The sequence below is a fragment of the Erythrobacter sanguineus genome (assembly GCF_900143235.1).
GTDB classification, from domain to species: domain Bacteria; phylum Pseudomonadota; class Alphaproteobacteria; order Sphingomonadales; family Sphingomonadaceae; genus Erythrobacter; species Erythrobacter sanguineus.
This window is the reverse complement of the sequence record NZ_FRDF01000007.1, coordinates 14,636-27,144: the sequence shown is the minus strand read 5'-3', so window position 1 is coordinate 27,144 and position 12,509 is coordinate 14,636. Positions and strand designations below refer to the sequence as shown.

Genomic DNA, 12,509 nt, shown 5'->3' with positions numbered 1-12,509 from the left:
CACCCAGATAGCCGCAAAACTTCACCATTCGCTGTTTTGCCTGCAAACACCGCTGCACATGCAGGGGATCGAACACCTCGCCTTTCACGTTCAAGGTCCGATGGCGATGCTGACCGCGGGCACGCGGTTCAAGAACAAAGGTTACGAGACGTTCTGGGGGCCGGGAGGCGGTCCGCCACATTGACCACAGCCGGACCTATCGTTGCCTGAATTGATCAAACTGTGCGCCCTTGCCGATATCGCCGAAGGCACGGCCCGCGGGTTCGCTCCCGAAGGGGGCGCTCGCGATACGATGTTCGTCGTGCGCAAGGACGGGCAACTTCACGGCTATCGCAATTCATGCCCGCACATTCCCGGCGCAGCGATGGCGTGGAGGAAAGATGCCTATCTCAGCCATGATGGCGAATACATCGTGTGCGCCGGACATGGAGCGCGCTTTGCCATTGGTGACGGCCAGTGCCTGTTCGGTGCCTGCCTTGGTCAGTCGCTCACCCCGGTAGAACTGACCGTGAAAGCTGGCAGCATATGGGCCAGTTCCCAGGACAGCCCGCCCCGGTGAAAACGGGCCTTTCCTGAGATCTCGGCTTTCCATGGTGGCCGAACGACGCGCCGAGCCTGACTGATCACGCCGGATCAAAACGCCCTTTCATCACCTTGACCATGTTGAAGCGCGGGCTTGGCGCAGTCTGGGCGCGCTGCGTGATTTCGAAGCTGGCGCAGCGATCAAGAAACCTGTCGAGAAAAGCGGATAATCAGACTGTTTGCGAAATGGCGTTCGACGAATGCCTCCAACGCGCGGCGATGGCGACCATAGGCGAGGGTCTGCTGGAACGCCTGCGTGGCTTCGTCATCGCCGCCGGCAAAATCCGCCAGCACCGCGATGGACGATATCAGCACGAACCGTTCAGCCCGCACTCCCGACAACCGCGCGATCAACGCATCGATCTGCGCCGCATCGCGGGTCGGCGCACGGTTGGCTTCGAACATGGAGCCCGGCGCGGCGGCGCATACCAGCGTGCCAAACGACTGCCCCTCGATGGCAGCGATCGTGGCGCTGTTGAAGCAGGCAGCAAACCGCGCTTGCCGCAGCAGCGCGCCGCCGACGAAGCCGGAATGGCCGATCAGGCCGGTGCCATCTTGGGGACTTCCATAGCTATGCATCGCGTCTTGGAACCATCACTGCTTTCGCACTTGGGAAAGTGTTTATGTCGATCACACGGAGGCACGGCGGCTGCGATCCGCTGGACGGGGTAAGTCTGCTGATAATTCAGATTGATATCGATAAGGTTAACGAAACCCCGCTGCTATCCGAGTGCAGCCGGTGGGGTGCTGTCAGTCCAATCGCAACTCGCCTCCGATCAGCGCAGAGGTCCCCTTCCCAGCCACAGGTCAGGCGATGAGGATCTGCCACTCAACCAGGGTGGCCGAGCGGCAGGTCTTGTACGTTTGACGGTCGACGAGGTGGCGCTGCAAGTTGAAGTGATTGTGGCCGTTTGCATGGACCGAGACGAACTTCTGTAGCGACTTCATTTGCCGAAATAGTAGCATCGCGCGTTCTCGTCGTCGAAATGGCAAGTGCGAGTTTTCCGCTCGATTGTTGAGCCAGCGGCCCTTAGCCCGGCGCTAGAGATTGCCCAGTTCACGCATCGCTGCTGGATAGGATTTCAGACCATCGGTGACGATTGTCTCGGCCCCACCATGACGCTTCAACGCTTTCTTCAGGAACGCCAACGCGGCGGATCTGTCGCGCTTCTTCGTGACATAGCTCTCAAGGACTTCGCCCTCGTGATCGACTGCATGCCACATGTAGTGGCGCTCGCCATTGATGTTTACGAAGACCTCGTCGAGGTGCCAGCGCCACTGCTGAAAGCCCTTCATCCGACTCACACGCTGGCGCCGGATATCTGCCGCGAACATCGGCCTGTTCTCAGCGAGTTGCCGGCGACCCTGAAACCAGAGACTGGTGCTGGGGGTATTGGCGGAGCGGGTGGGATTCGAACCCACGATACGCTTTTGACGTATACACACTTTCCAGGCGTGCGCCTTCGACCACTCGGCCACCGCTCCGTATGTTGCACGCGCCCGGGCAGCGAAGCGGTAGCGCAACAAGCTCGCGCCACTAGCCGCGAATGGATTGCTTCGCAAGGCGCGTGGTGGCACCACAAGACTTATGCGAACTTTGCTTCTGGCTGCCACCGCAGCCCTCGCCCTTTCGTTGCCGCTGTCCGCTCAAGAGGAGCCGAAGGGAGCGCCTGCGCCTTCGGAAATCGTCGCCGCCGCGCCCGCTGCCGATTGGATGGCGATCCCGGCGGAGGATCTGCTGGTGATGACCCTCGCACCCGACGCCGAGGGCAAGCCGCGGCAGGTGGTGATCCAGCTTATCCCTGCGCCCTTCAGCCAGGGCTGGGTGCACAACATCCGGCTGTTCGCGCGCTCCGGGTGGTATGACGGCATCTCGGTCAACCGGGTGCAGGACAATTACGTCACCCAGTGGGGCGATCCCAATTACGACAACCCCGAGGCAACGGGGGAGCCCAAGCCCCTGCCGCAAGGGCTGAAAGTGATGGAAGAGCGCGACTACACGCTCAACGATCCCGATCCGGAATTTCAGCGAATCCGCGATGCCTTTATCGAACGGGCGCGCCAGCGCGCCGAGATCGCGGCCCGGAACGCGGAACGCGAGGCCTCCGCGCGCGAGGCGAGCCGGGCCGGAAGGCCCACGATTGCGATGCCGAGCCCTCTTCCCGGATTGGCTCTCATGCAGAAGGATGCCTATGCGGAAGCTGCCGGATTTGTCGCCGGCTGGCCGATCGGGATCGCGCGAGATGCCTTCTGGCCCACTCACTGCTACGGCATGGTCGGCGTCGGGCGGAACTACTCCCCCGACACCGGATCGGGCGCGGAGCTTTATACCGTGATCGGCCATGCGCCGCGCCACCTTGATCGCAATATCGCGCTGGTCAGCCGGGTGATCGAGGGGATGGAGCACCTCTCCAGCCTGCCGCGCGGGTCGGGGGCGCTGGGGTTCTACACCGCCGAGGAAGCCGCCAAGCGCACGCCGATCCTGTCGGTGCGGGTGGCAAGTGATCTTCCCGCGAGCGAGCGACCAAGCTTCGAATACCTCTCGACGACAAGCGCCACCTTCGCGGCCTATGCCGAAGCCATCGCCAACCGCCGCGATCCGTTCTTCATCGTCCCCGCAGGCGGCGCGGATATCTGCAACATCCGTGCGCCCGTGCGGCAGGTGGCGGCTTCGCAATAAGCTTCGAGCACCCACCCCCAGCCCCTCCCTCAAGCGAGGGGAGAGAATTTCCCTTACGGAACCCTTGCCTTTCCTGCGCGTTTCAATCCGTGGCACCATCCAGCCAAAGGGAGCGCACAAGATGAAAATCGGCGACCGCAAGGAATTCCACAGCAAAGCCCCGCCGCTGACCTGCCCGCCCGAAACAACCGTTTTCGACGCGGTGACGCAGATGGCGGACAAGAATTTCGGTTCGATCTTCATCACCGATGCGGACAATTGCGTGCTTGGCGTGATGACCGAACGCGACATCTTCCGCCGCGTGATCGGTGATGCGCGCGACCCCAGGACCACACCGGTGAGTGCCGTCATGACTTCGGACGTTCGCATGGCGGACAAGGACGACAACGTGCTCGAATGGTTGCAGGTGATGAGCAACGAACGCTTCCGCCGCCTGCCGATCGTGGACCAGGACAAGCGCCTCGTTGCGGTCATGAGTCAGGGCGATTTCGTCGCCTATACCTGGCCGCAACTGCTCAGCCAGCTTGGCCAGATGGCGCAGGCGACACTTGCCCCCGCCTTCAACCCGATCGCGATTGCCGGCGGGATCGCAGCCTATTCGGTGATCCTCGTTGCAGTGCTGCTGGCCTTTATCTGAGCCTACTGCCGTTCCGCCTGCGCCACCGCATCGCTGGCGCGCAGGGCGGACAGAATACGGTTAAGGTGGGCCAGATCCTGCACCTCGATCTCGATATCGTAGCTGGTAAAGGGATGATCGAGCTGGGTCTGCACCAGCGTGGTCACATTCGCCTTGTTCTGGGCGAAAATGCCCGCCATTTCCGCCAGCGTGCCGGGGCGATCATACAGCGTCACTGTTAACTGCCCCACCGCGCCGACAGAACGGTTGCCCCAGGCAAGGTCGATCCAGTCATTATCCACCCCGCTTGCCAGTTCGAGGCAGTCGATCGCGTGAACCAGCACGGTCTCGCCCTTGCGGCGGATGCCGACGATGCGGTCGCCCGGCACCGGGTGGCAGCAGGTGGCAAGTTCGAAGGCGACCCCCGGCGTCAGACCCCGGATCGAGATCGCCCGTTCCCGCCGCGACCACTCCTCGTCCTCCTCGAACCCGGCGGTGCAGCCCGGGACAAGCGCCTCCATCACCTCACGGTCGGTCAGCTTGGCCGCGCCGATGGCGTACATCAGGTCATCAGGCTCATCCATGTCGAGGCGCTGGAGCGCGCCCCTGATCGCCTTCTTGCCGATGCGGGCGGGCACGCGCGCGGCGATCTCGTCGAACAGTTTCGATCCGATCGCGGCCACTTCGTCGCGCTCCTTCAGGCGAACCGCACGGCGGATCGCGGCGCGCGCCTTGCCGGTGACGACAAAGGCCAGCCACGACAATTGCGGCGCAGCGCCGGGGTTCTTGATGATCTCCACCACATCGCCGTTAGACAGCGGGGTGCGCAGCGGCATGTGCCTGCCGTTGATCTTCGCACCGACGCAGGCGAGGCCCAGATCGGTGTGAACGGCAAAAGCGAAATCGACTGCGGTCGCGCCTTTGGGCAGCTGGAACAGCGAGCCCTTGGGCGTGAAGGCGAAGATCCGATCCTGATAAATCGCAAGGCGCGTGTGTTCGAGCAGTTCCTCGGCATCATGGCTCTGTTCGACAATCTCGATCAGGTCGCGCAGCCAGCCCACCTGCCCGTCGGCCTTGTCGGCCTGCTTGTAGGCCCAGTGCGCCGCGAGGCCGAATTCGTTGCGGCGATGCATCTCGCGCGTGCGGATCTGCACTTCGACCCGCATCGAATTTTCGTACATCAGCGACGTGTGCAAACTGCGGTAGCCATTGGTCTTGGGGGTGGAGATATAGTCCTTGAACTTGCCCGGCAGGAATTGCCACGTCGTGTGCAGGACACCCAATGCGTGGTAGCAATCCTCCTCGCTGTCGGTGAGGACACGGAAGGCCATGATGTCGGTCACCTGCTCGAAGCTGACATGGCGTTCGGCCATCTTGTGCCAGATCGAAAAGGGGTGCTTCTCGCGCCCGTAGACCTCGACCCTCAGACCCGCTTCGGCGAGGCGCTGCTTGACCTTCAGGGCAATCGCATCGACCTGCCCGCCATCCTGCGAACGCAACTGCTCGAGCCGCGTATTGATGGTGGCATAGGCTTCCGGTTCCAGTTCGCGAAACGCCAGCGCCTGCATTTCGTGCATGTATTCATACATCCCCACGCGCTCGGCCAGCGGGGCGTAGATATCCATCGTCTCGCGCGCGATGCGCTGGCGCTTTTCGGGCGATTTGATGAAATGCAGGGTGCGCATGTTGTGCAGCCGGTCAGCCAGCTTGACCAGCAGCACGCGGATATCTTCGGACATGGCCAGCAGGAACTTGCGCAGGTTTTCCGCCGCGCGCTCGTTTTCCGGCATGGTCTCGATCTTGGAAAGCTTGGTGACGCCATCCACCAGCCGCGCGACTTCGGGGCCGAAATGAGCCTCGATATCCTCGATCGTGGCGAGCGTATCCTCCACCGTATCATGCAGCAGCGCGGTGATGATGGTCGCCTGATCGAGCTTCAGGTCGGTCATCAATCCGGCGACTTCGACCGGGTGGCTGAAATAGGGATCGCCCGACGCGCGCTTCTGGGTGCCGTGCTTCTGCACGGTATAGACATAGGCGCGATTCAGCATCGCCTCGTCGGCTTGCGGATCGTAGTCGAGAACCTTCTCGACGAGTTCGTACTGGCGGAGCATCGGAATGAATATGTGCGCCGCACAACGGCGGGGCAAGGATTATCGCCGATCAGCCGCGCACAACAAGCACGTAGCGCGCCATCACCAGCTTGCGCATCAAGACCACGTCGCCCTTGGCGGCAGGCTCATCAGGATCGCGTCGATATTTCCGCCGGTCTTCAGGCCGAAGATCGTGCCGCGGTCGTACACGAGGTTGAATTCGGCATAGCGGCCCCGGTATTCGAGCTGCCGGGCTTCGTCTTCCGCCGTGAAATCGCTGCCCATGCGCTTTCTCACCAGCGCCGGGAACACGTCGAGAAACGCCTTGCCGACATCCTGCGTGAAGGCGAGATTGCGATCAAATGCCGCATCATCGACGCATTCGAGATGGTCGTAGAAAATCCCGCCCGCCCCGCGATGCACCTGCCGGTGCGGGATGTAGAAATATTCGTCCGCCCACTTCTTGTAACGTTCGTAATAGGTCGGGTTGTGCCCCATGCAGGCGGCGCGCATGGCGGCGTGGAATTCCTCCGTATCCTCCTCGTAGGGGATCGGCGGGTTAAGATCCGCGCCGCCGCCGAACCATGCTTTGGTGGTGGTGAGGAAGCGGGTGTTCATATGCACCGCAGGCACATGCGGATTGGTCATGTGCGCGACCAGACTGATGCCGGTGGCGACAAAGCCGGGTTCATCGGCGCTGGCCCCGTTGATGGAGCCTGCAAATTCCCTGGCAAAGCTGCCGCGCACGGTCGAGACATTGACGCCGACCTTTTCGAACACCTTGCCCTTCATCAAGCCCTGGACGCCGCCGCCAGGATCGGGATTGCCTTCCTCTTCGCGGTTCCACGGGGTGTATTGAAAGCTTGCGTCCGATCCCGCCTCGCGCTCGATCGCCTCGAATTCGGCGCAAATCGAATCGCGCAAAGATTCAAACCACGTCCGTGCCCGCGCCGTGTGCTGTGTCCAGTCCGTCATACAACCCCGTCTGTCATTCAATGCTCAGCATAGGCGAGCCAGCGCATCGCACAAGCCCCGGATCGGCGGTTGCCAAGCGGATATTTTGCGGGCAGTGCCTGATCATGGTTCCCGCTATGTTCGTCCCCTTCCCCTTTGCCAGACACGAACTGCTGCTGGGTCAGGGGCATGCGCTTTACTGGCCGGCGGAACGCGCGCTGCTGGTGGCAGACCTGCATCTGGAAAAGGCCAGCTGGTATGCGCAGCGGGGCCAGATGCTGCCCCCCTATGACAGCCGCGACACGCTGGAACGGCTGGCCGACGCTGTGCGGATCACCGGCGCACGGCGGGTGATCACGCTGGGGGACAATTTCCACGATGATGCCGGTGCATTGCGCTTGGACACGCATTGCACCGGGATGCTGGAGGCGCTGACCCGCGCGCTCGACTGGGTGTGGATCACCGGCAACCATGACGAGGCGCTGCCGAAAGGCTTTGGCGGAACGATCCTGCCCGAACTCGAACTGGGCGGGGTCATCCTGCGCCACGAAGCGCGCACCGGGGAAACCGCGCCTGAACTGTCGGGCCACTACCATCCCAAGCTGCGAGTCGATGTCCGGGGCCGCCACATCGCCCGGCCTTGCGCTGTGCTTGGGCGCGGTGCCGCCAGAGCCGAACGGATGATCCTGCCCGCCTTCGGCACGCTCACCGGAGGCATGGACGCAGGCGCGCCGGAGATCCTCGCCGCACTGCAACCGGCCCGCCAGATCGAGGCGCTGATGCCCGCGCGCGGCCGGATCGCCCGGTTTCCGCTCTGGCAGGCAACAGCGTAAGACTCCATCTGGCGCTCGCCCCCGTTTCGCACTATGGAGCGCCCAACACGTAAGCAACCACAGGAGAACACCCCATATCACGTCCACCCCGGCGCTCGATGGCCCCGCCCGTAAAAAGCGGCCCTCGTTTTGATAACATGATTCAGGTCCCCAAGGTCCGCGTCATCGATGACGAAGGCGAAAACCTCGGGGTCATGTACACCCGCGAAGCGATCGAACAGGCCAATGAAAAAGGCCTGAACCTGGTTGAAGTGTCCCCCAACGCGGACCCGCCGGTGTGCAAGTTCCTCGATGTCGGCAAGTTCCGCTACGAAGCGCAGAAGAAAGCCAATCTGGCGCGCAAGACGCAGAAAACGCAGGACATCAAGGAAGTGAAGATGCGCCCCAACATCGACACGCATGATTATGACGTGAAGATGCGCAACGTGAACAAGTTCATCGAGAACGGCGACAAGGTGAAGATCACCCTTCGGTTTCGCGGGCGTGAAATGGCGCACCAGCATCTCGGCATGGATCTGCTGAAGAAGGTGCAGGATGATGTCGCCGAAGTCGCCAAGGTCGAAGCGTTCCCGCGGCTTGAAGGCCGCCAGATGCTGATGGTGCTGGCACCCAAATAGGGGCCAGCTGCAAAAGACAGGCGAACCCAACAGGACAGCAAGGGCGCGGGGCCACAACGCCTCCGCGCCCTTTTTGCTGCAGGGCTTGCCGCAGGCGGGGCGGCACTGATAGGCCTGCACCGCGCCAAGGGAGGACTGCCAGCCATGACAGCACGCCTGTTCGGCCTCTGGTTCGGCCCGCTCGCCTTTGCGCTTGCAGCCCTGCTGCCGCCACCTGCGGGCATGCCACAGGGTGCGTGGCTGGTCGCCGGACTGGTCATGTGGATGGCGGCGTGGTGGATGACCGAGGCGGTGCCGCTGAGCGTGACCGGTCTGCTGCCCTTCCTTGTCCTGCCGCTTTCGGGGGTCTCGACCGCGGAAGATACCGCGAGCGACTATTACTCGCCGATCCTGTTCCTGCTGCTGGGCGGGGCCTTTGTTGCGCTGGCGATCGAACGCACCGGGCTGCACCGCCGGCTGAGCCTTGCGATTCTCGGGCTGCTGGGCGCACGCGGTGGCCCCGCGCGGCTGCTGTTTGCCTTCATGATCGCGGCTGCGCTGCTGTCGATGCTGATCTCCAACACCTCGACCGCGCTGATCATGATGCCGATGGCACTGGCGGTGCTGGAAGGGGGCGGAGATGCGCGCGGCGAGGATGACACCATTCGGCAGGACGGCATATTCGGAGCCTTGCCGATGGGCATCGCCTTTGCCGCCAGCATCGGCGGGCTGGGCACGATTGTCGGCTCGCCCACCAATGCGATTTCGGTCGGCCTGCTCGATCAGATCGCGGGCGTGCGGATCAGCTTTGCGCAATGGTCGCTCTATGGTGTGCCGGTGGTGCTGCTGGGCGTGCCGCTGGCGGCGTGGATCATCGCGCGGGTGCAGCGCGTCGCCGACCAACCCTTCGATCTTGCCGCCGCGCGGGCCGCTATCGCCACCCGCGCGCAATGGAGCGGGCCGGAACGACGGCTGGTGCCGCTGGTCGTGCTGGCCTTTGCCGGATGGGTCAGCCAGCCGCTGGTCGCGCCGCTGCTGCCGCCGGGGTCGTGGACCGATGGCACCATTGCCGTCATCGCCGGGCTGGCGCTGTTCCTGATCCCGGACGGGACGGGCCGCAGCCTGCTGGTGTGGGACGAAGCGAGGCACGCGCCATGGAGCGTCATCTTCATGTTCGGCGGCGGCCTCGCGCTGGCGGGCGGCATGCAGGCTTCGGGCCTGACCGCCTGGCTGGGCGAGGCGCTGCTGCCGCTGGAACACTGGCCGCTGCTGCTGGTGGCGCTGGTGGTGGTGGCGCTGGTGGTGGCGGTAACCGAATTCGCCAGCAATGTCGCCACCGCGACCGGCATCATTCCGGTGGTCGCTGCGCTGGTGGTCGCGCTGGGGGTCGATCCGGTGCTGCTCGCCCTGCCCGCCGCGCTGGCCGCGAGCTGGGGCTTCATGCTGCCCGCCGGAACTGGCCCCAACGCCATCGCGTGGAGCACCGGCCAAATCCGGATCGGCCGCATGGTCACCGCCGGAGCGATGCTTGATGTGGCGGGCGTGTTCCTGATCGTCGCCGTGGTGTGGGGCATCGCTGCGCTGGTGTGAAACCATCGTCCAATCGCTTGAAACTATTGTGCGCACGCGATACCTTCTGCCCATCTGAGCGGCGGCAGCGGAGAGGCGTTCCTGCGGAGGTTAGGGACGGGCGCCCTGCCCGCCGCGACCAGCTCCCGCCTTCCTGGGAGCGTGAGCAGAGGAAGGATACGCCGTCATGCCAGACGCCGTCGATGCTGTTGACCCCCCCCCCCCCCGCCGCAAACCCAAGCCTGCCCGGCGCGAAATCGGAGGGCGGCCGATGAAGCCCTCTACCCTGATGATGGGCTACGGTTATGATCCGGCGCTGTCCGAAGGATCGCTGAAAGCCCCGATCTTCCTTACCAGCACTTTTGCCTTCGAAAACGCGGCCGCGGGCAAGCGGCACTTTGAAGGCATTACCGGGCTGCGCGAAGGCGGGGCGGAAGGCCTCGTCTATTCGCGCTTCAACGGGCCCAATCAGGAAATCCTCGAGGATCGCCTTGCCGTGTGGGACGGGGCCGAGGACGCGCTGACATTCAGCAGCGGGATGACCGCGATCTGTATTTTGATGATGGCCTATTGCGGCCAGAACGACGTGATCGTGCATTCCGGCCCGCTTTATGCCGCGACCGAAGGCTTTGTCGCCAAGGTGCTGAGCCGATTTGGCATCACCTATCTCGATTTCCCCGCCGGAGCGACCCGCGCAGAGCTTGACGCGGTGCTGGCCAAGGCGAGGGCGCAGGCCGAAGCACAGGGCGGCAAGGTGGCGATGATCTACCTCGAAAGCCCCGGCAACCCGACCAATGCGCTGGTCGATATCGAAGCGGTAAGCGACGCGCGCGATGCCGCTTTTCCTCCGGCTCAAGTAGCCGCAGGCGGTAGCACGCAAGAATGCCCAATCGCCATCGACAACACCTTCCTCGGCCCGCTGTGGCAGCGCCCGCTGGAACATGGGGCCGATATTGTCGCCTATTCGCTGACCAAATATGTCGGCGGCCATTCCGATCTCGTCGCAGGCAGCATTGCCGGGGCGAAGCGCTGGATGGACCCGGTGCGCGCCTTGCGCAACACGATGGGCGGGATCGTTGATCCCAACACCGCGTGGATGCTGCTGCGGTCGCTGGAGACGGTCGAGCTCAGGATGCAGCGCGCAGGCGAGAACGCGGCCAAGGTGTGCGCATTCCTGCAAGGCCACCCGAAGGTCGAAGGGCTGGGCTATCTCGGCTTGATCAGCGATCCGCGCCAGCAGGACATTCATGATCGCCACTGCCTTGGGGCGGGCAGCACCTTCTCGCTGTTCATCAAGGGCGGCGAGGCGGAATGCTTTGCCTTCCTCGACAACCTTACCATCGCCAAGCTGGCGGTCAGCCTCGGCGGGACGGAGACGCTGGCGAGCCATCCGGCCTCGATGACGCACCTCTCGGTTCCGCAGGCGCGCAAGGACATGCTGGGGATCACCGACAATCTGGTGCGCATCAGCGTGGGGATCGAGGATGCCGATGATCTCATCGCCGATTTCGCGCAGGCGCTGGAACATGTGTGAGTTTCCTTCCATCGCCTGCTAGGCCACACGCATCAGCGAGGGGAGAAACCAGCCATGACAGACAGCCGCAAACCCGTGTTCCTCGTGATCGGCGCGGGCGCCGGGATCGGGGGCAATGCCGCGATGCGCTTTGCCGCCGGGGGCTATCACGCGGTGCTGGCACGACGCAGCGACGAGGCGGGCCTCGCACGGCTGGTGGACCAGATCGAGGCGGCGGGCGGATCGGCCAGCGGCACGCTGATCAACGCCGCCGATGACGGGGCGATCGAGGAACTGGTGGCGCGCACCGAGGCCGATATCGGCCCGATCCACTGCGCGCTCTACAATCTCGGCGCGCAGATCGGCAATCGCGCACTGGATGCCACCCCGCACCGCATTTTCGAGCTCGGCTGGCGGCTGGGCACCTATGGGGTGTTCCGGCTTGCCCATGCGCTGTTCCCGCTGATGGTCGATCGTTCGAAGTCCGGCGCGCACGGCACACTGCTGGTCACCTCTGCCACCGCGGCGATGCGCGGCAATGCCGGTCAGCACAGCCACGCCGCGGCCATGGGCGGGCGGCGGATGCTGTGCCAGACCCTCAACGCCGAATTTGGCCCCCAAGGCGTCCATGTCGCCCATGTGGTGGTCGATGGCGCTGTCGATGCACCCGACACGCTCGGCAAGCTGCTGGGCGACAAGTATGATGCGTTCAAGGCGGGCAAGGGCCGCGACGGGGTGATCGATCCCGCCGTGCTGGCCGAAACCTACTGGCATCTCGCCCATCAGCCGCGCAATTGCTGGAGCCACGAGATCGATGTGCGCCCGTGGAAGGACGTGGCGTGGTGGAACGACAATCCCGATCCGCAGATCGACTCGGCGGGCAAGGGGTTTGCCGGGCCGCCCCCGGCCTAGCGCGCCTTCCTGCAACGATCACAGCTCAGAAACGGCGCAGATCACGGCCCGGCGCGCGGCACGTGTTGGAGACACATGAGACACTGTCCAGAGACAGAAAAACCGCGCCCCCAAATCGCACCATCGCGCGGCTGCAGAAAGGGGCGTGACAGGTCATCGGT

Annotated in this window: 11 protein-coding genes, 1 tRNA gene and 1 pseudogene; 8 read left to right on the top strand and 5 right to left on the bottom strand. The window is 63.8% G+C overall.

All coding sequences use genetic code 11. From position 1 onward, the window contains the following. Positions 1 to 211: 211 nt before the first annotated feature. Positions 212 to 559, top strand: coding sequence for a Rieske (2Fe-2S) protein (locus tag BUA05_RS06965; RefSeq protein ID WP_211277597.1), 348 nt, complete (start codon positions 212 to 214; stop codon positions 557 to 559). 164 nt (positions 560 to 723) lie between these two features. Here BUA05_RS06965 and BUA05_RS06960 read toward each other — a convergent pair whose 3' ends face one another. From BUA05_RS06960 to BUA05_RS06950, 3 genes and pseudogenes are all read right to left on the bottom strand, one after another. Beyond that, the gene (locus tag BUA05_RS06960) at positions 724 to 1,161 is read right to left on the bottom strand and encodes a Rossmann-fold NAD(P)-binding domain-containing protein (protein WP_178139155.1); all 438 of its coding nucleotides are present in this window, start codon (positions 1,159 to 1,161) and stop codon (positions 724 to 726) included. 228 nt (positions 1,162 to 1,389) lie between these two features. Then, positions 1,390 to 1,920: pseudogene (locus BUA05_RS06955) on the bottom strand (IS6 family transposase); the annotation flags it as partial. A gap of 56 nt (positions 1,921 to 1,976) precedes the next feature. Continuing rightward, positions 1,977 to 2,067, bottom strand: a tRNA-Ser gene (locus BUA05_RS06950). A 103-nt stretch (positions 2,068 to 2,170) separates the two neighbouring features. On the opposite strand from BUA05_RS06950, the gene BUA05_RS06945 reads away from it, so the two are divergent. Both BUA05_RS06945 and BUA05_RS06940 read left to right on the top strand, forming a co-directional pair. Further along, positions 2,171 to 3,262 carry a peptidylprolyl isomerase gene (locus BUA05_RS06945; RefSeq protein WP_072673948.1) on the top strand — a complete coding sequence of 364 codons (1,092 nt, stop codon included), beginning with the start codon at positions 2,171 to 2,173 and terminating at the stop codon, positions 3,260 to 3,262. 121 nt (positions 3,263 to 3,383) lie between these two features. Further along, on the top strand, positions 3,384 to 3,899 hold the full coding sequence (locus BUA05_RS06940) for a CBS domain-containing protein (protein ID WP_072673947.1): 516 nt from the start codon (positions 3,384 to 3,386) through the stop codon (positions 3,897 to 3,899). Between the two features lie 2 nt (positions 3,900 to 3,901). On the opposite strand, the gene BUA05_RS06935 is transcribed toward BUA05_RS06940, so the two are convergent. Both BUA05_RS06935 and hemF read right to left on the bottom strand, forming a co-directional pair. After that, positions 3,902 to 5,992: a RelA/SpoT family protein gene (locus BUA05_RS06935; protein ID WP_072673946.1), complete on the bottom strand. Its 2,091-nt coding sequence runs from the start codon at positions 5,990 to 5,992 to the stop codon at positions 3,902 to 3,904. 96 nt (positions 5,993 to 6,088) lie between these two features. Continuing rightward, on the bottom strand, positions 6,089 to 6,946 hold the full coding sequence (gene hemF / locus BUA05_RS06930; protein WP_072673945.1) for an oxygen-dependent coproporphyrinogen oxidase: 858 nt from the start codon (positions 6,944 to 6,946) through the stop codon (positions 6,089 to 6,091). Positions 6,947 to 7,050: 104 nt separating this feature from the next. Between hemF and pdeM the strand changes: the two genes are divergently transcribed. From pdeM to BUA05_RS06905, 5 genes are all read left to right on the top strand, one after another. After that, the gene (gene pdeM, locus BUA05_RS06925; RefSeq protein WP_072673944.1) at positions 7,051 to 7,758 is read left to right on the top strand and encodes a ligase-associated DNA damage response endonuclease PdeM; all 708 of its coding nucleotides are present in this window, start codon (positions 7,051 to 7,053) and stop codon (positions 7,756 to 7,758) included. Positions 7,759 to 7,856: 98 nt separating this feature from the next. After that, a complete protein-coding gene (infC, locus tag BUA05_RS06920) occupies positions 7,857 to 8,375 on the top strand; it encodes a translation initiation factor IF-3 (RefSeq protein WP_072673943.1) in 519 nt (172 codons plus the stop codon). A gap of 144 nt (positions 8,376 to 8,519) precedes the next feature. Continuing rightward, positions 8,520 to 9,944: an SLC13 family permease gene (locus BUA05_RS06915; RefSeq protein WP_072673942.1), complete on the top strand. Its 1,425-nt coding sequence runs from the start codon at positions 8,520 to 8,522 to the stop codon at positions 9,942 to 9,944. A gap of 166 nt (positions 9,945 to 10,110) precedes the next feature. Then, positions 10,111 to 11,457: a cystathionine gamma-synthase family protein gene (locus tag BUA05_RS06910; RefSeq protein WP_072673941.1), complete on the top strand. Its 1,347-nt coding sequence runs from the start codon at positions 10,111 to 10,113 to the stop codon at positions 11,455 to 11,457. A 54-nt stretch (positions 11,458 to 11,511) separates the two neighbouring features. Further along, positions 11,512 to 12,348: an SDR family NAD(P)-dependent oxidoreductase gene (locus BUA05_RS06905; RefSeq protein WP_072673940.1), complete on the top strand. Its 837-nt coding sequence runs from the start codon at positions 11,512 to 11,514 to the stop codon at positions 12,346 to 12,348. The last annotated feature ends 161 nt before the right edge of the window (positions 12,349 to 12,509 follow it).

Bases quoted from the DNA above. Each gene is read 5' to 3' on its own strand.
- BUA05_RS06945 (WP_072673948.1), top strand. From the start codon at position 2,171: ATGCGAACTTTGCTTCTGGCTGCCACCGCAGCCCTCGCCCTTTCGTTG.
- BUA05_RS06905 (WP_072673940.1), top strand. From the start codon at position 11,512: ATGACAGACAGCCGCAAACCCGTGTTCCTCGTGATCGGCGCGGGCGCC.
- BUA05_RS06960 (WP_178139155.1), bottom strand. From the start codon at position 1,161: ATGCATAGCTATGGAAGTCCCCAAGATGGCACCGGCCTGATCGGCCAT.
- BUA05_RS06935 (WP_072673946.1), bottom strand. From the start codon at position 5,992: ATGCTCCGCCAGTACGAACTCGTCGAGAAGGTTCTCGACTACGATCCG.
- infC (WP_072673943.1), top strand. From the start codon at position 7,857: ATGGCCCCGCCCGTAAAAAGCGGCCCTCGTTTTGATAACATGATTCAG.
- BUA05_RS06910 (WP_072673941.1), top strand. From the start codon at position 10,111: ATGCCAGACGCCGTCGATGCTGTTGACCCCCCCCCCCCCCGCCGCAAA.
- hemF (WP_072673945.1), bottom strand. From the start codon at position 6,946: ATGACGGACTGGACACAGCACACGGCGCGGGCACGGACGTGGTTTGAA.
- BUA05_RS06940 (WP_072673947.1), top strand. From the start codon at position 3,384: ATGAAAATCGGCGACCGCAAGGAATTCCACAGCAAAGCCCCGCCGCTG.
- BUA05_RS06915 (WP_072673942.1), top strand. From the start codon at position 8,520: ATGACAGCACGCCTGTTCGGCCTCTGGTTCGGCCCGCTCGCCTTTGCG.
- pdeM (WP_072673944.1), top strand. From the start codon at position 7,051: ATGGTTCCCGCTATGTTCGTCCCCTTCCCCTTTGCCAGACACGAACTG.